The sequence below is a fragment of the Glaciihabitans sp. UYNi722 genome (genome assembly GCF_040549465.1).
Lineage (GTDB): Bacteria > Actinomycetota > Actinomycetes > Actinomycetales > Microbacteriaceae > Lacisediminihabitans.
In genome coordinates this window covers 193,066-214,112 of record NZ_JBEPTL010000003.1, presented here as the reverse complement: position 1 = coordinate 214,112, position 21,047 = coordinate 193,066, and the positions used below count along the sequence as shown (strand labels likewise).

Here is a 21,047-nt window from a genome sequence, read left to right as displayed (position 1 = left end):
TCCACTCGGTAACGCGTACTCACTTCGAAAGCTTTCGCATATTGAGCTAAATATTGACCCATCTCTAGCACCTAGGTAGCGTGAGTGCGGCCATTCGGGTCATCGAACAAGGAGTGCTCATGCCACATATCCACATCGACATGCATCGGTCGAGGAAGCCCCAGATGGAGGCACTGAGCACCGCGCTGCACGCCAGCCTGGTCGAAGGGCTCTTGATGCCCGAAGACGACCTCTTCCAGCGTTTTACACTGCACGATGACGGTGAACTGGTCTTCAGCCGTACCTTTCCAGACGCTGACCGGGACGACATCATCTACATCGAGGTTCTCGCCTCCCACGGCTACTCCCCCGAGACCAAGCAGAATATGTACGCGTCGATGATCCGCAACACCGAGGCGCTCGGAATCCGCCCGGATACTCTGCTCATCTCGATTGTCGAGATCGACGGCAGCAACAACTGGCACTCGCCGGCCAAACGTGAACTCGGCCATGAACAGCCCGCCTAGACGACCTGTGCCGGCGCGGTCGTGCTCGATCGCAGGATGAGCGATGTAGACAACTCAACCCGTGCGCCCTGTGCGCGCTGGTGCTGCCGACGTTCGATGATCATCTGGGCAGCGGCCTGGGCCATCTCCTTCAGCGGCTGACGGATCGTGGTGAGAGGAGGGCCGGCCAAACGTGCGAACTGCAGGTCGTCGTAGCCGACGATCGAGAGGTCGTGTGGAATGCTGAGGCCCAGCGTCCGTGCGGCTTCATAGGTCGCCAGGGCCTTCACATCGCTCGTGGCGAAGATCGCTGTCGGCCGGTCGGGGCGCGTGAGAAGCTGTAGCCCGGGTTCCGGGCTGGCCTCGTCGTCGAAGTCCAGAACCACTACGAAGTCCTTGTTTATCGGCAGGCCCGCTTCGTTCATTGCCGATCGAAATCCGTCGATGCGCGCGCGGGTGGCGAGCAGGGTCTCCGATCCCGCGATTACGCCGATGTTGCGATGCCCGAGTTCGATCAGGTGACGCGTGGCCTGAACACCGCCCGCCCAGTTGGTCGATCCGACCGAGGGAACATCGTCGGCAGGGTCGCCAGCTGGATCGACGATCACGAACGGAATGCTCCGTGATCGAAGCTGATACTTCGCATCCACGGCCAGGTCCGATGCGATGAGTATCACTCCGGCCGGCTGCCGCTTGAGCACGGGCCCGATCCACTCTGGGGCAGCCGCGTGCCCGTGACCGCTTTCGGTCACTGATACGCCGAAACCGTTCTCACTGGCTACCTGCACCGCGCCTCGAATGAGTTCGATCGGCCAGGCCCCGTCGAGCGCGCCGAAGACCAACTCGATGGTTGGGGCGAAGGTCTCCGCCATGCCTCGCCTCGTATAGCCGTGGCGCCGGAACACCGAGGCGACGCGTTCCCTGGTCTCGGGCGCAACACCCGGTCGGTCGTTGAGCACTTTGGACGCGGTGGCGAGAGATACCGCAGCCTCCCTGGCCACCAGCTCAAGCGTGGCCGGCCGCGGCGCTTTCGGCGTCGCCTCCTCGGCCGACCCTTCAGCAACGCCTGCCCTTTTCGAAGCGCGCGGCTCTGAACTGCTCATCCGGTGTCCTTCTCTCGATTCGACCACGCCAGTATCGTATAGCTGTTCTTTTGAAAGGTTTCGTATTTTGAGCTAAATATTGACATCAATTTCTCTTGAACCTATCGTCGAGACGTCGCCCAATGGGACGTGCGTCGCGAGCGTCGAAGCTTCGCCACGACGATGTGGAAACGAAAGAGGCAATCATGTTTGGATCTAGACCAGAGTGGTCCCGCAGAAAATCCCTGGCCGCCGTGACCATCGCGGCAGTTCTTGTGACCGGCGCAATGGCTGGCTGCAGCAGTTCCGGTGCCGCTACGACCGACTCTGCTACGAAAGGGTCGATCAACTGGTGGGGCTGGACTCCCGAAATCGGAGTCGGCAAGCAGTACATCGCCGCGTTCAACAAGAAATACCCGAACATCAAGGTGACCTACAAGCAGGTCGCGACGGCCAGCTACGACGCCGCCATTCGGCCGGCACTGGCATCGTCGGTCGGCCCCGACGTGTTCAACATGGCTCCGGGCGGTGGCATCGGGTCCATCACCGCCTACCAGGGGTCTGCCATGGATCTGACGCCTGTGGTCAAGAAGGCGCTCGGAAGCGATTGGAAGTCCAAAGTCGCTGCCATCGGGCCTGCGGGGCTGACGACCGCGGATGGCAAGCTCGCTGCCCTCGCCGTCGGTTCCACCTTCGCCGGGCCGGTATGGGTCAACCCGGAACTCTTCTCCAAGTATGGGCTTAAGCCACCGAAGACACTGGCCGACTGGGTACAGGTCTGCTCGTCGTTCGCGTCCCACAACGTGACCTGCTTCGAGCAGGGTGCGGGCGACAGCGGGTTCAACATGGATCTCCTGCACGCCATCGCCGACAGCATCGAGCCGGGCGTCTGGTCGAAGGCCGTCGCAGGTAAAGCCAAGTGGACAGATCCCAGCCTGGTCAAAGCGATGACCACCTTCAAGACGATGTTCGGCAACGGCATCATTCAGAAGGGTGCGCTCGGTGTGCAGCAGTATCCGGACGTCAACAATGACTTCCTGGCTGGCAAGACCGCGATGGTCATGATGGGCACCTGGTATATGCAGTACTCCACCGTCGCGGGTGCCACCTCGGCGGTCAGTGCAGCGGGCGTCGCCGAGGCGAAGCCGTTCCCGATCGTCTCGATTCCCTTCCCCGACATCACCGGCGCCGGAAACCCCGCGCCCCTGTTCGGCGATGCTGACTACGGTTTGGCAGTGAACACCAAGTCAAAGTCGCCGAAGGCTGCGGCAACCTTCGTGACCTGGCTCGCGACCAACACTGACGCTCAACAGGTCGTCGCGAACTCCCTCAACGACATCTCTGCGTTGACCGATGTCGCGCCGAAGTGGTCGGACATCAAGCTCGTTGATGGCTCACAGCAGCAACCGACTCTGCAGACGTTGATCGGAAGCGCCAGCAAGATCACCGAGCCACGTCTCGGTGATCTGAGCACGGCTGTCGGGCAGGCGATTGGTATCGCGACTGCATCCGTCGCAGGGGGCAAAGCCACTCCCGAGCAGGCGCTGGCGACCTTGCAGTCTGTGGCGAAGGGTTAGTCGTCCGATGTTCCCTCTCTCGCGCCCGAGTCTGAGGCACAGCAATGCCTGAGTCGTCCAGCCTTGCTCAACGAACTCGGATGCCGAAACCAGATGGTCGCACCCGGGGAAGGAGCGTCGCTCGCCGGCGCTCCTTCCTGCGGCCGCCAGGCTACGCATGGATTCTGCCGGCACTGGTCTTCTCGGTCGGCTTGCTGTATTACTCGGTCGGTTACACCGGTTACATCTCGACCCTGACCTGGAACGGCACGAGCCCCGATGTAGTCCACGTCGGAGCGGCGAACTACGTCAAGGCGTTCACCGATCCGGTCTTCTGGCTCACCATTCAGCACACGGTCATCAGCTTCGTCGTCACCTTCACCGTCTCGACGATCCTCGGATTCGTTCTTGCCGCGATCCTCCACTCGCGGCCGTGGTTCGGCGGTGCCTACAAGGTCGTCCTGTTCGTCCCTGTCGTTCTCGCTCCGGCGGTCATGGCACCGGTCTTCCGGCAGATCTTCGCCAACGATGGACAGTTCAACTGGCTGCTGACACACATCGGTCTTGGTGGGCTCGCGCAGCCGTGGCTCGCACAATCCGATACCGCGCTCGGTGCGATTCTGGCGATCACGATCTGGGGTGGCACCGGTGTGTCGTTCATCCTGTACTTCGCGGCGATGGGACAGCTGGATCCGGAACTGCTCGAAGCCGCAGAACTCGACGGTGCCGGCAACATCCGGCGTCTGGTCAGCATCATCTGGCCGAACGTGAGAGGAACCACACTCGCGCTCGCGACCCTGAGTGCGATCGGTGCCCTTAAGACCTTCGACATTCCCTACCTCGTCACCGTCGGGGGGCCGAACTTCGCCACCGAGTTCCTTGGCACTCTGATCTATCGCACCAGTATTCCGCTCGGTGCTGTCGGATACGGGGCCGCCCTGTCGATCCTGCTGCTCATCCTCGCGCTCTCGATGGCCATCCTCTTGAACCTCCGCCGACGCAGGAAAGGCCCTGAGGCCGATGCTTGAATCCCGAAGACTGGGCTCGAGAATTGCCCTCCAGATCGTCCTGACCATCCTGGTCGTGCCCTTCCTGCTGCCCCTCATCGCGATGGTGGGCGGCTCTCTCGCCGGCGCCGGCTGGGGCAACTACCTTGCCGTGCTGTCCGTTCCCGAGCTCCCCCTCTTCTTCCGAAACAGCGCGCTGATAGCGGTCACCACCATCGTGATCGTCTACGCATTCACCATGCTCGCCGCATTCGGATTCGCGAAGCTCCACATCCGAGGCAAGGCCGCCTTCTTCTGGATGCTGATCGCCGCGCTGACGCTTCCCGAGGTCGTGCTGCTGACTCCCCTGTTCGCGACGGTGACTTCGCTCAACCTCTACAACACCTACTGGGCGGTCATCCTTCCGCTGTCCGCCCTGCAGCTACCCTTCACGGTGCTGCTCGCCCGCAACTTCGTGGACGGCATACCGGATGAGCTCCTGGAGGCGGCCCGGATCGACGGAGCCAGTACCTGGTCGGCATTCTGGTACGTCATCCTGCCGCTCACCCGGCCCATCGGAGCCGCAATAGTCGTCTTCACCCTCCTGGGAGCGTGGAACGACTATCTTCTCCCGCTGGTCTTCCTCGTCGATCCTTCGACACAGACCATCACCCAGCTGCCACAGTTCTTCGTCGGGCAGTTCAGCAATGACCAGACCAAGGTGCTCGCCTCGGCCGTCATCACGGCGATCCCCGAGGTGGTCGCCTACCTCTGTCTGCAACGCCTTTTCGAGCGCGGACTATCCGCCGGCGCTCTCAAATAGACGAAGCTTCCCGCTCACTACGTCGATCCGACCGAAAGAGAACCACACAATGCCCCGCGACCTTCACCCCGGACAACGATCAGAGCTCTACACTCTCGATGTCGATTCCGGCCAACGCGAACTGATCGCAACCTCAGCAGAACTGCTCTTCGAGGCACCGAATTGGACGTCGGATGGCGAGTGGCTGGTGATCAACGGCGGCGGAAAGCTCTACCGCGTCGCGGCCGCAGGGCACGACGACCTGGTCCCGATCGATCTCGGCGACATCCCGGCCATCAACAACGACCACGTGGTCAGTCCCGATGCTCGAACCGTGTACGTGTCGAGCGAGGACGGCCATATCTACGCCGTTCCCGTCGAGGGCGGATCTATCCGACGTGTGTCCAACGATCACGACGCCTTCACTTACTATCTTCACGGTGTCTCACCCGATGGAGACACCCTCGCGTACATCGGCATGCAGCGCCATGTCGACGGGTTGGTCACCACCAACGTCTTCACCATCCCCAGCGCGGGTGGTGCAGATGTCCAGTTGACCGACGACGAGTTCGCAGACGATGGAAGCGAATTCGGCCCCGACGGCAAGTGGATCTACTTCAACTCGGAGCGCGCATCCTCGACCCCAGGTCATGCCCAGTTGTTCCGGATGCGCACGGACGGCAGTGGGACCGAGCAGCTCACCTTCGATGAGCGGGTCAACTGGTTTCCCCATGTCTCCCCCGTCGGCGACCGGATCGCCTACGTCAGTTTTCCGCCGGGAACGCTCGGCCACCCCGCCGACGTGGAGGTCATCGTACGACTTCTCGAGGTCGCGGATGTGGCGAAGGGAGCATCAACTCATCGTGATCTCGTGACCGCGTTCGGCGGCCAGGGAACCATGAACGTGCCGAGTTGGGATGCGACAGGCAGACGCATCGCGTTCGTGAATTACGCAGCGGAGTAGCAGCCCGTCGATCGTGCTCCGGCCTCGTCCCGACCGGTCGCGTCTCGCCAATCAGTCCTCGGCATACTTATCGGGTGAATGACTCCTCCATCGCCTGGCCACCCGCTGATGCTTCGGTCCGCTGCCCATGCCTCAGCGGCGAGATCTACGGCGCGTGCTGCGCACCCATCCATCTCGGTCAGGTGCTCGCTCCGACCGCTGAACGCCTGATGCGCTCGCGATACACGGCCTTCGTCTTCGGTAATGCTGCGTACCTGCTGGATTCCTGGCATCCATCCACGCGGCCGTCCACTCTCGAACTCGACCCGGGGCAGCGCTGGTTCGGTCTGCAGATCATCGGCACTGACGGCGGACGGATGCTGGACACCAGCGGTACCGTCGAATTCAGCGCACGAAGACGACAATCCATCCGTTTTCCCGTGTGGCTCCAGCGTTCCGCTCCTTAAATCACGGACAAGTTTGCCGCACCTTTACTCCACCGCGCGGGCACAGTCGATACAGAGCATGGCGGCTGGCTGGGCCTCGAGGCGAGCGAAACCGATGGGGCCGTCGCAATTGATGCAGATGCCGTAGCTGCCGTCATCCATCCTCAGCAATGCAGCGTCGACCTGGCACTGCTGCGCGGACAGGTGCTCCCGGAGTCCCTGGATGCGGGACCAGTCAGACGAGAGTGTCGAGCCCTCAGGATCGTGCTCGTCGTCGGCCGAGGCATCCGCCCTCGCTTCCCTCAGATCGGCGAGTTCGATCCTGACGTCGTTGACCCGGTCGTCGAGTTCGATCTTCCTGACACGCAACACCTGCTTCAGTCGCGCGATCTGCGACGCAGTGAGTACGTTGTCACCGCGATGCGGTTTCATGATGCGACCTCAATCCGCGGAGTACCGCCGCGAGACGGCCCACCAACTCTATGCACGAACGCAACCTGTCAGCGGGAAAACCCGCGATCAATGATTGTCACGACCCCGTTATAAATGGCCCCGTTGCCGTTATGGTGGAGCCAGAGCATCTGGCTGCCGGCTCCCACCTGCAGCTGGTTGTGCAAACTAGGAAGGTCAAAGTGGACAATCTCGGTCTCATATTCCTCTCGGAGATAGTGGGAACATTCCTGCTGGTTCTCCTCGGTACCGGTGTCGTCGCGAACGTGGCGCTCACCAAGACAAAGGGTTTCAACGGCGGGTTCCTGTTGGTCAACTTCGGCTGGGGCCTCGCGGTCTTCGCCGGTGTTACCGCGTCATACTCATCCGGGGCCCATCTCAACCCGGCAGTCACCATCGGGCTCGCGGTCAACGATCCCCACAGCTTCCCCATCGGCAAAGTGCTCGTCTACATCGCGGCTCAGCTGATCGGCGCCTTCCTCGGTGCTATCGGATGTTGGCTGGCCTACAAGCAGCACTTCGACGAGGAACCCGATCCCGCCAACAAGCTCGGTGTATTCTCTACCGGTCCTGCTATTCGCAACTACGCCTGGAACCTGGTCACCGAGGTCATCGGCACCTTCGTGCTGGTATTCGTGGTGATCGCTTTCGGTCGAGGTGGAGATGCTGGCTCTGCGACGCCCGCGGGCCTTGCGGCGCTCGGAGCGATCCCGGTCGCACTGCTCGTCGTTGCCATCGGCGCGTCCCTCGGTGGTCCGACCGGGTACGCGATCAACCCCGCACGTGACCTCGGTCCGCGCATTGCCCACTTCATCCTGCCGATCAAGGGCAAGGGTTCGAGCGATTGGTCCTATTCATGGGTACCCGTCATCGGCCCCATCCTCGGAGGCGTGATCGCGGGTCTCCTCGCTCACCCGCTACTGCCGCTCATCGCCAGCAAGTAGCAAACGGGCAACCAACCCACATCGGGCTGGTTCAGACTCTGGACCAGCCCGATTCTCTCTCACCGCAATTCGTTACATGGAGGTAACTCATGACCGACTACATCCTGTCTATCGACCAGGGCACCACGAGCACCCGCGCCATCATCTTCGACCACTCCGGGTCGATCGTGTCCACCGGCCAGCTCGAGCACGAGCAGATCTTCCCCAAGGCCGGGTGGGTGGAGCACAACCCCAAAGAGATCTGGGACAACACGCGTGAAGTGATCGGCCAGGCGCTGTCCAAGGCCAATATCACCCGGCACAACATTAAAGCCGTCGGAATCACCAATCAGCGCGAGACCGCCGTCGTCTGGGACAAGAACACTGGCGAAGCCGTCTACAACGCAATCGTCTGGCAAGACACCCGCACGCAGTCGATCGTCGATCGCCTCGCCGACGGTGACGTCGACAGGTACAAGCAGAAGGTCGGGTTGCCCCTCGCCACCTACTTCGCGGGCACCAAGATCGTCTGGATTCTCGAGAACGTCGACGGCGCACGCGAGAAGGCGGAAGCCGGAGACCTGCTCTTCGGCACCACTGACTCCTGGGTGCTCTGGAACCTCACCGGCGGCACGGAGGGCGGTGTGCACGTCACTGACGTAACCAACGCCTCACGAACGCTGTTTATGGATCTCGAGACCCTGGCCTGGGATGACTCGATCCTGGCCGACTTCGGAGTCCCGAAATCGATGCTGCCCGAGATCAAGAGTTCCTCCGAGGTCTACGGAACGGTATCGGAGTCGAGCCTGCTGCGCGAGGTTCCGATCGCGGGCATCCTCGGAGACCAGCAGGCCGCCACGTTCGGGCAAGCGGCGTTCGAGACTGGAGAGTCAAAGAACACCTATGGCACCGGCAACTTTCTGATCTTCAACACCGGTGAAGAGATCGTCCATTCGAAGAACGGCCTGCTCACCACCCTCGGCTACAAGCTGGGCGACGCGAAGCCGCACTACGCGCTCGAGGGATCGATCGCGGTCACCGGTTCGCTGATCCAGTGGCTGCGTGACAACCTCGGCCTCATCAGTTCGGCTCCGGAGATCGAGACCCTGGCCAAGACGGTGGACGACAACGGTGGCGTCTATATCGTCCCCGCCTTCTCCGGCCTGTTCGCGCCCTACTGGCGTTCGGATGCCCGTGGAGCGATCCTCGGACTGACCAGGTACGTCAACAAGGGCCACATCGCCCGGGCCGCGCTTGAGGCGACAGCGTTCCAGACCCGCGAGGTGCTGGACGCGGTCAACGCGGACTCCGGAGTGGACCTGACCGAACTCAAGGTCGACGGCGGCATGGTGGCCAACAACGAGCTCATGCAGTTCCAGGCCGACATCCTCAACGTTCCGGTCGTGCGTCCGGTCGTCGCGGAAACCACGGCACTCGGCGCCGCCTATGCCGCAGGCCTCGCGGTCGGCTTCTGGGCGAACCTCGACGAACTCCGCGCCAACTGGCAGGAAGACCGTCGCTGGACGCCGGATATGGACGGCGACGAGCGCGATCGCCAGATGCGCCTCTGGAAGAAAGCTGTCACCAAGACCTTCGACTGGGTCGACGACGACGTGAAGTAGCGTTCAAGGGAGATGCCCGCCGGATGATCTGGCGGGCATCTTCACGTCTGCGAGGTTGCCGCGACCCATTCGTCGAGTTTGGCCGCCGCCGCGCCGGAATCGACGGTTTCAGCGACTGTGACCAGCCGGTTCCGCATCCGCTCGACGAACGGCTCACGCAGGAGTTCCGGATCGCCGGCGAGATCGAAGGAGACCATTCCTGCGGCCGCGTTGAGCAACACGACATCGCGCTGCGGCCCCTGTGCTCCCGCGAGCACCGAGCGGACGACGCTCGCGTTGTGCTGGGGGGTCGAGCCGAGTAGGGCCTCGATCGGCGCTCGCGCTATTCCGAGATCCAATGGATCGAGATCGTGCTCGGTGACGGAACCCCTCGACACCTCCCATACATGGCTGTGGCCGGTGGTCGTGAGCTTGTCGATGCCGTCGTCACCGCGATAGACGAGCGCCGTCGCTCCCCTGGTCTGGAATACGCCGACGATGAGCGGCACCCGCTCCAGACTCGAGACACCGACGGCCGAAGCCTCAGGGCGCGCCGGGTTGCAGAGCGGGCCAAGAATGTTGAACAGCGTCGAAATGCCGAGATCCCTGCGAGTCGGCCCCGCGTGACGGAACCCGGGATGGAAAAGGGACGCGTTCGCAAAAGTGATGCCGGTGGACTTCACAACAGCCGCGACCCGCTCCGGCGGAATCGTGATGTCCACTCCGAGCGCCGAGAGCACGTCGGATGCTCCGGATGACGAGCTGGCAGCCCGGTTGCCGTGCTTGACCACCGGAACGCCGGCTGCCGCGACGATGATCGAGGCGACGGATGAGATATTCAGCACCGCTCCGAACGGGTCTCCCCCGGTTCCGACGATGTCCAGCACCATCGAGTCGACGTCCAGAGGCAATGAACTGCCGAGAACCGCATCGCGAAAACCGACGATCTCATCGACAGTCTCGCCCTTGATCCGCAGGGCGACGAGGAGTCCGCCCAGCTGGGCCGGGGTGGTTTCGCCTGCCATCACGCGTTCCATCGCCCAGGTCGCCTCGCTGATCGAGAGGTTGGACCCCTCAACGAGAATGCCGAGGATTTGGGGCCAGGTGAGGTCGGAAGCCATAGCTGTGATCCTAGCTATTTGACCGAACTGCCCGGGCGAATGAGAAACGCCGCTCCCGAAATCGGCCATAATAGATAAGTGACCAGCACCTCTCTTTCCCACTCAGCCGGGGCTCCCGTCGTCAATCGCCCCAGCGTGGTTGCGGTCGGAACGATCGTCTGGCTCGGCAGCGAAGTTATGTTCTTCGCCGGGCTGTTCGCGATCTACTTCACGCTCAGATCGACATCCCCTGAGTTGTGGGCCGCAGAGACGCCAAAGCTCAACGTTCCCTACGCGCTCACCAACACGATCATCCTGGTGGCGTCGTCGTTCACCGCCCAGTTCGGGGTCTTCGCCGCCGAGCGGTTGCAGAAGAGGCGCACGAGTTGGAATCCGGCGCACTGGGGCATGGTCGAGTGGTTCTTCGCCAGTTATGCACTCGGTGCCGTCTTCGTCACCGGTCAGGTCTTCGAGTACGCCAACCTGGTGAGCGAACACGTCACCCTCCAGTCGAATTCTTACGGCTCCGCCTTCTACATCACCACCGGATTCCACGCCCTCCACGTCACCGGCGGCCTGATAGCGATGCTGCTCATCATCGGTCGTGCATTCAGCGTCAAGAACTTCGGACACAAGGAGGCGACGAGCACAATCGTCGTCTCGTACTACTGGCACTTCGTCGATGTCGTGTGGATCGGGTTGTTCCTGGTCATCTACATCCTCAAATAGCCGCTCCTACAGGAACCAGGGAAACCACTTCAGCATGGCGAAGAATTCACGCACAATGGCCCGTCGTAGCCGGTCGGCTGGCCGGCGTCATCCGCTGGCCACGGTGGCCCTCATCGTGATCGGCCTGATGTCGACCGGTGGCGCCTACGCGCTGTTCAGCAGCACGGCATCCGCCGAGCCAGCGTCGATTCACACCCAGGCTTCGGCAGACGAGGGCAAGAAGCTCTTCGCCGCTAACTGCGCCACCTGTCACGGCCTGAGCGCCGAAGGCGTCGACGGTGTAGGCCCCAGTCTCTATGGGGTCGGTGCCGCGTCCGTGAGCTTTCAGGTCGGCACCGGTCGGATGCCGCTCGCCAACCAGGGACCCCAGGCCGAGCAGAAGCCCGTGCAGTTCACTGACGAGCAGGTGCAGTCGCTCGCGGAATACGTGGCTTCGCTCTCACCCGGCCCTGGCATCCCCGACAAGAAGTACCTCAAGGGCAATGGCAACGCGGCAACCGGGGCTGAGCTCTTCCGCATCAACTGCGCCATGTGCCACAACGTCGCCGGTGCTGGCGGCGCGCTCACCGAAGGCAAGTTCGCTCCCGCGCTAAGCGGTGTGCTCCCTGAACACGTCTACGAGGCCATGGTCACCGGGCCGCAGAACATGCCGGTGTTCAATGACAAGAACCTCACGCCGGAGCAGAAGGCCGACATCATCACCTACCTCAAGTACCTCGATAAGAATCCGTCTCCCGGCGGATTCGATCTCGGAAACCTTGGCCCCGTCTCAGAAGGCCTCTTCATCTGGATCTTCGGTCTCGGCGCTGTTGTCGGCGTCACGATCTGGATCGCCGCCAAGGCAAACTAGCTTCGCATCATGAACTACCGCACCAACCGAAGGGAAGAGAATGGCACAGCATGACGACGGTGGCGAGAACGCCGCTGCCGGCTCGGCCGTAGTGAAGAGCGAGCCGAACCAGGCGTCGCCCGGAACGGCTGTCATTGCCTCCGATGCCTTCGAAAATCCGGGACTGCCGCCGCACCGCCTACGCATCACGGATGTCGACCCGAAGAAAGACCGCACGGCCGAGCGCCGCGTGTACACCCTCTTCTACGTGTCTGTCGTGGGAAGCATCCTCGCTGTCGCTTCCTACGTCGCCTTCCCGATCACGCCCGGTGACACCACGTCGGTGCGCCTGAACACCCTGTTCCTCGGTCTCGCGATCGCGCTCGGTCTGTTGGGTATCGGTATCGGTGCCATCTACTGGTCCAAGAACCTGATGCGTGGCGACGAGCTTTCTGAGGACCGCCACCTCACCCGTGGGTCGGAGGCGACTCGCTCACGTGCCGTCGAGATCTTCAAAGAGGGCAACCAGGAGTCCGGGTTCGGTCGTCGTACCCTTATCCGCAACAGCCTGATCGGTGCACTAGTTGCGTTCCCGCTACCTGGCATCGTTCTCTTCCGCGATCTCGCTCCCGCTGCGGACCCAGTTCCCCAGCTCGAGCACACCATGTGGGCTAAAGGCATGCGGCTTACCCAAGACCCCTCAGGCACGCCGATCAAGGCTGCGGATGTCACTCTCGGCTCCGTTTTTCACGTGATCCCCCAGGGGCTCAACAACAAAGAAGACCGCCTGGAAGAAAAGGCCAAGGCGGCTGTTCTGCTCATGCGTCTCAAGCCGGAGGATCTCCACGTCTCCGCGGGACGCGAGACCTGGAATTACAACGGCATCGTTGCATATTCCAAGATCTGCACCCACGTCGGATGCCCCGTGGCACTGTACGAACAGCAGACCCACCACCTGCTCTGCCCGTGCCACTCCTCCACCTTCGACGTGACCAACGAGTGTGAGGTCATCTTCGGCCCGGCCAAGCGGCCGCTGCCGCAGCTGCCGATCGCCATCGACTCCGAGGGCTACCTGGTCGCGCAGAGCGACTTCCACGAGCCCGTCGGCCCAAGTTTCTGGGAGCGTTCATGACCGTCTCAGCCCCGACCACCGCAACACCGCCAGCTGCAGAGCCCACAACCGAGGTACTCGCGCCCACCCGCGGTGCACGTTTCACCGGCGCCGCAGCCAACTACATCGACGAGCGAACCAGCATCTCGGGTCTCGTCAAGGAGCTCGGGCGCAAGATCTTCCCCGACCACTGGTCGTTCATGCTCGGCGAGGTCGCTCTCTACAGCTTCGTCGTCATCCTGCTCTCCGGAACCTTCCTGACCTTCTTCTTCCAGCCCTCGATGGCCGAGGTGGTCTATCACGGTTCGTACGTGCCGCTCAAGGGACTCGAGATGTCGGCGGCATACTCGTCGACGCTCAACATCTCCTTCGACATCCGTGGCGGCCTACTGTTCCGCCAGATCCACCACTGGGCTGCGCTGCTCTTCATCGCAGCCATCGGCCTGCATATGCTGCGCGTGTACTTCACCGGTGCTTTCCGCAAACCGCGTGAAATCAACTGGGTCATCGGATTCCTGCTCTTCATTCTGGCCATGGCTGAGGGCTTCACCGGCTATTCCCTCCCCGACGACCTGCTCTCCGGCAACGGCCTCCGCATCATCGACGGGCTGATCAAGGGCATCCCCTTCATCGGCACCTGGACCTCCTATCTGCTCTTCGGTGGAGAGTTCCCCGGCACCAAAGTCGTGGCGATGTTCTACTCCATTCACATCCTGCTGCTGCCGGCGATCCTCGTCGCAGCACTCGGCGTGCACCTGCTGCTGATGATTGTCAACAAGCACACTCAGTTCGCCGGTCCAGGACGCACCAACGACAACGTCGTCGGTGTTCCGATCCTCCCGGTATTCGCCGCCAAGGCCGGCGGGTTCTTCTTCGTTGTCTTCGGTGTGATCGTGCTGATCGCATCTCTCTTCACGATCAACCCGATCTGGACCTACGGACCCTACGACCCATCCCCGGTTTCCGCCGGTACCCAGCCTGACTGGTACATCGGCTTCGCGGATGGCGCGCTTCGCCTCGTTCCGCCGGGCTGGGAGTTCGTCTGGCTCAACCACACCTGGTCCTTCAATATCATCGTCGTGATCCTGGTGCTGCCGATCTTCCTGGCGCTGGTGGCCTTCTACCCGTTCATCGAGGGCTGGGTCACCGGCGACAAGCGGGAGCACCACCTGGCCGAGCGTCCGCGCAACGCGCCGACGCGCACGGCCATCGGCGCCGCTGGTGTGACCTTCTACGCAGTATTGTGGGCGGCTGCAAGCTCCGACCTCATCGCGACACACTTCAAAGTGACCATCGAGGGCGTGATCCACGTGCTGCAGGCCCTGTTCTTCCTCGGTCCGATCATCGCCTACGTCGTGACCAAGCGAGTGTGTCTCGGCCTTCAGAAGAAGGATCGGGAGATCGCCCTGCACGGCTTCGAATCCGGTCGCATCGTTCGGCTTCCGGGCGGCGAGTACATCGAGGTGCACGAGCAGCTCGATGAGTACGAGCGCTGGCGCCTGGTGAGCTTCAACGAGTACAAGCCGCTGATGATCCGTCCGGATGAGCAAGGACGCATCACCGGAGCGCAGCGTTTCCGAGGATCCCTGTCCCGCTGGTTCTTCGAGGACCGCATCGCTCCTGTCACCAAGGGCGAGCTGGAGTCAGGCTCGGACCACCACTAGAACCGAAGTAAGGAAGCCCTGGGATGAGTATCCCGGGGCTTCCCCGGTTTAATCACCGGGCCGCATCGCCGATGGAAAACTGTGCGAACGGCAATACGCTAGCGGACCGGTTCTCAGTCTTCTAGAAAGACTTTCTTGAGGTAGTTGGCGGTTGAGCGGTAGTCCAGTCGTTCATAGAACGACGCCGCGCGCAGGATGCTGGCCACGGTCAATTGGAGCACTCCCCTGGCCCGGCACTCACGCTCGATGGCCGAGACGAGCTGGCTGCCGTATCCGCGGCCACCAACCTTGGCATCCACCACCAGTTCCTGTAGCTGTGCCACATCGCCGTTCGTGTAGAGGAGCCTCGCTATGGTCGCCAGGGCGTAACCGACCACCGCGCCATCGGCTTCGGTGACGAACAGGATGTGGTCGTCACCGTCTGTGACAGCGCTCTGGAAGGCTTCATCGAAGGACGACCGTTCCGGCGTGCCACCGATACCGAGCTGTTCGACCAGGGCGAAGACAGCGTTCGCATCGCCGGAGGTTGCCGGGCGAATCCTCGCGGAACTGCTAACGAGCGAAGTTTCCGCGATAGTACTCATAGACCCACCCTACGAGACTGATCGCCGTCACGGCCACGCCGATGAATGCGATCCAGATACCGATGGCGATTCCCATGAACAACAGCGCTGCGCCACCCGCCAGCATGATCGGCCACCAACTCCATGGACTGAAGAATCCCTGCTCCGGGTCGCCGTCGTCGATGTCAGCGTCGAGCCTGTCCTCTGGAAGTTCTCCGCCGACCGAGTGATGGGAACGCCCGAGGTAGAAAGCGATAAAGAACGCGAGGATGGCGGCGAGTCCGAGGCCCACCGTCCCAACCCATTCCACCCTGAGGTGCAGGGGATCGACGAGACTCCAGATCACGTAGGTCGCATCGGCCAGAACGAAGAACCCGCCGAGGATCGTGAACATCTTGGCATTGGTGTTCATGGGATCTACTTCACCTTCTCATCCGCGAAATCGTAGGTCGCAGACTCCGGAGCGTCCTTCAACGGCCCGATACCCACCGGGATGTCCGCCTCGGGATGGTTCAGGTCGAAAGCGGGAGATTCGGAACGGATGCGAGGAATCGAGGTGAAGTTGTGCCGAGGAGGCGGGCAGGAGGTCGCCCACTCCAGCGAGCGTCCATAGCCCCACGGGTCGTTCACTGTCACTCGCGGCGCTTTACGAGCGGTGATGTAGACGTTCAGAATGAACGGCAGCATCGAGAATCCGAGGATCATGGCACCGACGGTGGAGAGCTGGTTCATCCAGGTGTAGCCGTCACCGGGCTGGTAGGTCGCGTAGCGACGTGGCATGCCGAGAACACCGAGCCAGTGCTGTACCAGGAATGTCGTGTGGAACCCGATGAACAACAGCCAGAAGTGGATCTTGCCCAGACGCTCGTTGAGCATCTTTCCCGTCCATTTCGGCCACCAGAAGTAGAACCCGCTGAACATCGCAAAGACGACGGTTCCGAACACGACGTAGTGGAAGTGCGCCACCACGAAGTAGGTATCGGAGACATGGAAGTCGAGCGGTGGCGATGCCAGAATCACACCGGTCAGTCCGCCGAAGGTGAAGGTGATGAGGAAGCCGATCGCCCAGAGCATGGGGGTCTCGAAGGTGATGGAACCGCGCCACATCGTGCCGATCCAGTTGAAGATCTTCACCCCTGTCGGCACGGCGATGAGCATCGTCATCAACGAGAAGAACGGCAACAGAACCGACCCGGTGACATACATGTGGTGCGCCCACACCGTGACTGAGAGCGCCGCGATCGCGATCGTCGCATAGACGAGGGTCTTGTAGCCGAAGATCGGTTTTCGGCTGAAGACGGGGAACACCTCTGAGACGATGCCGAAGAACGGCAGGGCGATGATGTAGACCTCTGGATGCCCGAAGAACCAGAACAGGTGCTGCCAGAGGATCGCTCCCCCAGCCTCCACGTTGTAGAGGTGCGACCCGAACACCCTGTCGGAGCCGAGTGCGAACAGGGCCGCAGCGAGTACCGGGAAGGCCATCAGCACGAGGATCGACGTGACGAGTGCGTTCCAGGTGAAGATCGGCATCCGGAACATGGTCATACCGGGTGCGCGCATCGTGATGATGGTCGTGATGAAGTTGACGGCACCAAGAATTGTTCCGAACCCACTCAGGGCGAGCCCGAACACCCAGAGGTTCCCTCCGAGGGAGGGCGAGAATGTTGTCGTCGACAACGGCACGTAGGCGAACCATCCAAAGGATGCGGCTCCCTGCGGGGTGAGGAAGCCGGCCACAGCAATGGCAGATCCGAAGCTGTAGAGCCAGTAGGCGAATGCGTTCAGACGCGGGAACGCTACGTCGGGCGCGCCGATCTGCAGCGGCATCAGAACATTAACGAAGCCGGCGAAGAGCGGCGTCGCGAACATGAGCAGCATGATCGTGCCGTGCATGGTGAAGAGCTGGTTGTACTGCTCTTTGGTCTGCACCAGCTGCAGTCCTGGCTCGAAGAGCTGGGCACGGATGACCAGGGCCATCACGCCGCCGAGGAGGAAGTACACGAAGGACGTCATCAGGTAGAGGTACCCGATGGTCTTGTGGTCGGTGGAGGTGATCCAGCTAACGACGATGTTGCCCCTGCGGCCGACCTGCGAGGCGCCGTACTCCTGGCCTGTACTGGTGCCTGCGATAGGGCGGGCTGATGTGGCTGTACTCATTCTGGTCGCCCTATTTCTCGTTTACCGCTGGCGCTTCGTTGCCGGGGAGGTTCGTATTGGTGTTGTACTCCGGGCCGAGAATTCCCGTCTGACCCTTGTCGACGAGGCTCTGGATGTAGTCGTCGTAGTCACCCTGCGAGACCACTTTCACCCTGAACAGCATCAGCGAGTGATAGTCGCCACAGAGTTCCGCACACTTGCCCTCGTAGGTTCCGAGCTTGGTCGGGGTGAAGTACATCTTGTTGGTCTGGCCCGGAATGTTGTCTTTTTTGTAGAGGAAGTCGACAATCCAGAAGGAGTGCGCTACATCGCGGCTCTGGGTGTCGATCTCGATACTCTTGTTCACCGGAAGGTAGAGCACGGGGAGCTTGGCGGTGTCGATCGTGCCGTCGCCGTTCTGGTTCTCCTGTGCCTGGATGCCGGGCGAGTTGACGCCCTTATCGCTTGGTCCGACATGGAGGTAATTGAAGTCCCACGCCCAGCGCTTACCGTAAACCTCGATCTGCACGTCGGGGTTCTTGGTGGGGTGTTCGATCGAGTTCTGTTCTTTCGCGGTGAAGGCGAAGAATCCGAGCACCAGGATCAGGGGCACGATCGTGTAGAAGATCTCGATCGGCAGGTTGTAGCGCATCTGCACCGGAAGGCCGGTCTGGCCCTTGCGGCGGCGGTAGATGATCGCCGCCCAGATGATGAGCCCCCAGGTGATGATTCCCACGCCGAGCAGCACGATCCACGAGGTGACCCACAGGCCGGTGATACCGGAGGTGTGGTTGGTTGCATCCTGTGAGGCCGCGGGAAGGAAACCCCTCAGCTGCTGCTGGCTGCATCCCGCGAGTACCACGACAAGCACCACGGCTATGGGAATGACAGCCCATCGAAGACGGCGGTTAGAGCGCACCTGGGACCTCTCGGATGACACGGACTGTTATGAACAACGGCCTATTTGGTGCTTCCCAGCCTACTCCGAAGGACGCGCGCTCTCAGACCGGAACTGGCCGCATGGTGCCAAAAAAGGGAACCGTCCGAAGACGATTCCCTTTCTGAAAGGCCGGTGAAGACTTGCTGTCAGTGGAAAGAATCCCCACAGGCGCAGCTGCCGGTTGCGTTCGGGTTGTCGATAGTGAAACCCTGCTTCTGGATGGTGTCTTCGAAGTCGATGGTGGCTCCATCGAGGTAGGGAACGCTCATCTTGTCGACGACAACCTCGACACCGCCGAAGTCCACTGTCGCATCCCCCTCGAGCAGGCGCTCGTCGAAGTAGAGCTGGTAGATGAGCCCCGAGCAGCCGCCAGGCTGCACAGCCACACGCAGACGAAGATCGTCTCGACCCTCCTGCTCGTAAAGGCTGCGGACCTTATCTGCGGCGGAACCGCTGAGGAGCACGCCGTGCGCAGCGGCAATCGTCGATTCGGTCAACGTGGTGTCGGTCATAACCGCTCCTTGTGCGTCGGGGAAAAGCATGCATATCGAAAAACGTGCGTCTCGAAAAGCGTTACCTCCAGTGTAAGCACCGAAGGCTGGGCATTTGTTCCCTGCGCGCGGGATTTTTTAGGCGCGTTCGTTGAGGCGCGCGAGAAGTACCGCCTCGGTGAGGATGGCCCGCTGGAACACGCCGAGGTGCAGGGATTCGTTCGGGCTGTGCGCACGGGAATCCGGATCCTCGACGCCGGTGACCAGGATCTGGGCCCTCGGGAAGAGCTCGACCAGGTCGGCGATGAAGGGAATGGAGCCGCCGACGCTCGTCTCAACCGCTTCGACGCCCCAGGCATCCGTCATGGAGGTCTTCGCCTCAGCGACGGCCCAATCGCTCGTGTCGACGAGAAACCCGTTGCCCTTGTCCAGGTCGGTGATCTCGAGCTGAGCGCCGAATGAAGCGTGTTCCCGAAGATGTTTCTCGATCGCCGTCCATGCCTCGGATGCCGGCTGGCCCGGTGCCACACGCACGCTGATTCGAACACGGGTCTCAGGAGCCAGCGTGTTGGACGCATTCTCGACGCTGACGGCGTCGATACCGGTCACCGTAATCGCCGGCTTCGACCAGATACGGCTGAGGATCGTGCCAGAGCCGATTGGAGTCACCCCGTCGAGCAGGGCGGCCTCCTCCCTGAGTCTGGCCTCGTCATACTCCGGCGTCTCAGCGTCCCGATCCGTGAGGCCAGCCACCGCCACCGAGCCGTCTTCGTTGTAGAGACTCGCGAGGAGTTTGATCGTCGCGAGCATGGCATCCGGGGCTGCCCCGCCGAACATGCCGGAGTGCGAGGCGTGTCCGAGGGTGCGGATCGTGACGGTGAAGGTCACGTTGCCTCGCAGGCCGACGGTGAGCGCGGGGGTAGTCGTGTCCCAGTTGTCGGAGTCGGCCACCACGATCACGTCGGCACCGAGCTGCTGCTGGTGCTTGGTAAGGAAGTTGGCGAAGGATGGCGAGCCGATCTCCTCCTCCCCCTCGATGTAGAGGGCGAGACCGAGATCGAAGTCCGATCCGGCGGTCTCGATGAAGGCACGGATCGAGGCGACATGCGCCATTACGCCCGCCTTGTCATCCGCTGCTCCGCGTCCGTACAGCCGATCACCACGGGCCGTGGGCTCGAAGGGCGAGGACTCCCAGTCTTCGTCCTTGCCCGGTGGCTGTACGTCATGATGGGCGTAGAGCAGGATGGTCGGCTTGCCGTTGCGAGCGGCGCGAGCGGCGAGCACAGCGGGCTGTCCCAGCACGCCGGTGCTGCCGATGGCGGCACGGGATATCTCGACGCTCTCAAACACGTCGAGGTCGCGGACGAGTGCGGCCACGGCATCCGCGCTGTCGCTCACCTGCTGCGGGTCGAAAGCCGGAGCCGAGACCGAACGGATGCGCACCAGCCGGGATAGATCGGCGACCGCGCTGGGAAAGCCGGCCAGCACCGCTTCCCGCAGGGAGTGGAGCAATTCGGCACGAGTGGTCTCGGAAGAAGTCATGGAGGTAATCTTAAGCAGACATCTATTGCGAGGAATGAAATGGCCAAGCCAGGCACCAGCAAGGCGGACGACGCCGTCGACTACGAACTGAACACCGACAGTGTGTCGAGTTCGAAAGGCCGCCCGACCCCGACGCGCAAAGAGCGAGAAGCCGCGAACCAGCGCCCGCTCGTCTCCGGCGACCGCAAGACGGGCAACAAGGTCGCCCGCGCCAAGATGGCCGAAGCCCGCGACAAAGCTCGCGTCGGCATGGCCGCCGGCGAAGAGAAATACCTGCCGATTCGCGACAAGGGTCCGCAGCGTCGCTTCATCCGCGACTACATCGACGCCCGCTACAGCGTCGGCGAGTTGATCATCCCCGTCATGTTCCTCGTGATCATCCTGACCTTCATCAACAATGTCGTGCTGCAGACCATCGCGATCTTCGGCCTGTGGGCGTTCTTCATCGTCGCCGTCATCGACTGCGTGACCGTCGGATTCATCATCCAACGCAAGCTCACGGCCAAGTTCGGCGCGAGCAAGCTGCAGAAGGGCAACCGCTGGTACACCGCCATGCGCGCGTTGCAGTTGCGCCCGATGCGTCTTCCCAAGGCGCAGGTCAAGCGCGGCGCCTACCCGTCCTGAGTCATCGCCCGACGAGTTCGGTCACACCCGGTCGATCCGTC

22 protein-coding genes are annotated in these 21,047 nt (G+C 62.1%); 13 read left to right on the top strand and 9 right to left on the bottom strand.

Features of this window, described 5'->3' with window-relative positions:
- Positions 1-119 precede the first annotated feature (119 nt).
- Positions 120-506, top strand: coding sequence for a tautomerase family protein (locus ABIB56_RS03595; RefSeq protein WP_354567553.1), 387 nt, complete (start codon positions 120-122; stop codon positions 504-506).
- Here the strand turns inward: ABIB56_RS03595 and ABIB56_RS03590 are convergent.
- On the bottom strand, positions 503-1,588 hold the full coding sequence (locus tag ABIB56_RS03590) for a substrate-binding domain-containing protein (protein WP_354567552.1): 1,086 nt from the start codon (positions 1,586-1,588) through the stop codon (positions 503-505). The two genes, ABIB56_RS03595 and ABIB56_RS03590, sit on opposite strands and share 4 nt — an antisense overlap.
- A gap of 185 nt (positions 1,589-1,773) precedes the next feature.
- On the opposite strand from ABIB56_RS03590, the gene ABIB56_RS03585 reads away from it, so the two are divergent.
- The 5 genes from ABIB56_RS03585 (at position 1,774) to ABIB56_RS03565 (ending at position 6,321) form a co-directional block, all read left to right on the top strand.
- Positions 1,774-3,144 (top strand): ABC transporter substrate-binding protein, encoded by a 1,371-nt coding sequence (locus ABIB56_RS03585; RefSeq protein WP_354567551.1) that lies wholly within the window; start codon positions 1,774-1,776, stop codon positions 3,142-3,144.
- A gap of 80 nt (positions 3,145-3,224) precedes the next feature.
- Positions 3,225-4,151: a carbohydrate ABC transporter permease gene (locus ABIB56_RS03580; protein ID WP_354567550.1), complete on the top strand. Its 927-nt coding sequence runs from the start codon at positions 3,225-3,227 to the stop codon at positions 4,149-4,151.
- Positions 4,144-4,932, top strand: coding sequence for a carbohydrate ABC transporter permease (locus ABIB56_RS03575; RefSeq protein WP_354567549.1), 789 nt, complete (start codon positions 4,144-4,146; stop codon positions 4,930-4,932). Before ABIB56_RS03580 ends, ABIB56_RS03575 begins: the two co-directional genes overlap by 8 nt.
- 49 nt (positions 4,933-4,981) lie before the next feature.
- Positions 4,982-5,875 (top strand): TolB family protein, encoded by an 894-nt coding sequence (locus ABIB56_RS03570; RefSeq protein ID WP_354567548.1) that lies wholly within the window; start codon positions 4,982-4,984, stop codon positions 5,873-5,875.
- 74 nt (positions 5,876-5,949) lie between these two features.
- Positions 5,950-6,321 carry a YchJ family protein gene (locus tag ABIB56_RS03565; RefSeq protein WP_354567547.1) on the top strand — a complete coding sequence of 124 codons (372 nt, stop codon included), beginning with the start codon at positions 5,950-5,952 and terminating at the stop codon, positions 6,319-6,321.
- A 24-nt stretch (positions 6,322-6,345) separates the two neighbouring features.
- Here the strand turns inward: ABIB56_RS03565 and ABIB56_RS03560 are convergent, their stop codons facing one another.
- Entirely contained in the window at positions 6,346-6,732 is a 387-nt protein-coding gene (locus tag ABIB56_RS03560; protein ID WP_354567545.1) for a TraR/DksA family transcriptional regulator, read from the bottom strand.
- A 200-nt stretch (positions 6,733-6,932) separates the two neighbouring features.
- Between ABIB56_RS03560 and ABIB56_RS03555 the strand changes: the two genes are divergently transcribed.
- Together ABIB56_RS03555 and glpK are read left to right on the top strand one after the other, a co-directional pair.
- Positions 6,933-7,694, top strand: a complete 762-nt coding sequence (locus ABIB56_RS03555) for an MIP/aquaporin family protein (RefSeq protein ID WP_354567543.1) — start codon at positions 6,933-6,935, stop codon at positions 7,692-7,694.
- 89 nt (positions 7,695-7,783) lie between these two features.
- Entirely contained in the window at positions 7,784-9,295 is a 1,512-nt protein-coding gene (gene glpK, locus ABIB56_RS03550) for a glycerol kinase GlpK (RefSeq protein ID WP_354567541.1), read from the top strand.
- Positions 9,296-9,336: 41 nt separating this feature from the next.
- Here glpK and trpD read toward each other — a convergent pair whose 3' ends face one another.
- Positions 9,337-10,395, bottom strand: coding sequence for an anthranilate phosphoribosyltransferase (gene trpD / locus ABIB56_RS03545; protein ID WP_354567540.1), 1,059 nt, complete (start codon positions 10,393-10,395; stop codon positions 9,337-9,339).
- Positions 10,396-10,473: 78 nt separating this feature from the next.
- Between trpD and ctaE the strand changes: the two genes are divergently transcribed.
- From ctaE to qcrB, 4 genes are read left to right on the top strand one after another with little or no spacing between them, the layout of a single operon-like run.
- On the top strand, positions 10,474-11,103 hold the full coding sequence (gene ctaE / locus ABIB56_RS03540; protein WP_354567538.1) for an aa3-type cytochrome oxidase subunit III: 630 nt from the start codon (positions 10,474-10,476) through the stop codon (positions 11,101-11,103).
- Between the two features lie 34 nt (positions 11,104-11,137).
- Complete coding sequence (qcrC, locus tag ABIB56_RS03535) at positions 11,138-11,953, top strand: cytochrome bc1 complex diheme cytochrome c subunit (RefSeq protein WP_502917541.1); 816 nt, start codon at positions 11,138-11,140, stop codon at positions 11,951-11,953.
- Between the two features lie 40 nt (positions 11,954-11,993).
- Entirely contained in the window at positions 11,994-13,064 is a 1,071-nt protein-coding gene (gene qcrA, locus ABIB56_RS03530) for a cytochrome bc1 complex Rieske iron-sulfur subunit (RefSeq protein WP_354567537.1), read from the top strand.
- Positions 13,061-14,707, top strand: a complete 1,647-nt coding sequence (gene qcrB / locus ABIB56_RS03525; RefSeq protein ID WP_354567536.1) for a cytochrome bc1 complex cytochrome b subunit — start codon at positions 13,061-13,063, stop codon at positions 14,705-14,707. Before qcrA ends, qcrB begins: the two co-directional genes overlap by 4 nt.
- Positions 14,708-14,820: 113 nt before the next feature.
- On the opposite strand, the gene ABIB56_RS03520 is transcribed toward qcrB, so the two are convergent.
- From ABIB56_RS03520 to ABIB56_RS03495, 6 genes are all read right to left on the bottom strand, one after another.
- Entirely contained in the window at positions 14,821-15,291 is a 471-nt protein-coding gene (locus ABIB56_RS03520; RefSeq protein ID WP_354567535.1) for a GNAT family N-acetyltransferase, read from the bottom strand.
- A complete protein-coding gene (locus ABIB56_RS03515) occupies positions 15,260-15,682 on the bottom strand; it encodes a cytochrome c oxidase subunit 4 (protein ID WP_354567534.1) in 423 nt (140 codons plus the stop codon). Before ABIB56_RS03515 ends, ABIB56_RS03520 begins: the two co-directional genes overlap by 32 nt.
- Before the next feature lie 5 nt (positions 15,683-15,687).
- A complete protein-coding gene (gene ctaD / locus ABIB56_RS03510; protein WP_354567532.1) occupies positions 15,688-17,430 on the bottom strand; it encodes an aa3-type cytochrome oxidase subunit I in 1,743 nt (580 codons plus the stop codon).
- Positions 17,431-17,440: 10 nt separating this feature from the next.
- Positions 17,441-18,328: an aa3-type cytochrome oxidase subunit II gene (ctaC, locus tag ABIB56_RS03505; RefSeq protein ID WP_354567531.1), complete on the bottom strand. Its 888-nt coding sequence runs from the start codon at positions 18,326-18,328 to the stop codon at positions 17,441-17,443.
- Positions 18,329-18,495: 167 nt separating this feature from the next.
- Complete coding sequence (locus ABIB56_RS03500) at positions 18,496-18,861, bottom strand: HesB/IscA family protein (RefSeq protein ID WP_354567530.1); 366 nt, start codon at positions 18,859-18,861, stop codon at positions 18,496-18,498.
- A 117-nt stretch (positions 18,862-18,978) separates the two neighbouring features.
- On the bottom strand, positions 18,979-20,382 hold the full coding sequence (locus ABIB56_RS03495) for a dipeptidase (protein ID WP_354567529.1): 1,404 nt from the start codon (positions 20,380-20,382) through the stop codon (positions 18,979-18,981).
- A 39-nt stretch (positions 20,383-20,421) separates the two neighbouring features.
- Here ABIB56_RS03495 and ABIB56_RS03490 point away from each other — a divergent pair, with 39 nt between their 5' ends.
- A complete protein-coding gene (locus ABIB56_RS03490) occupies positions 20,422-21,006 on the top strand; it encodes a DUF3043 domain-containing protein (RefSeq protein WP_354567527.1) in 585 nt (194 codons plus the stop codon).
- Positions 21,007-21,047 lie beyond the last annotated feature (41 nt).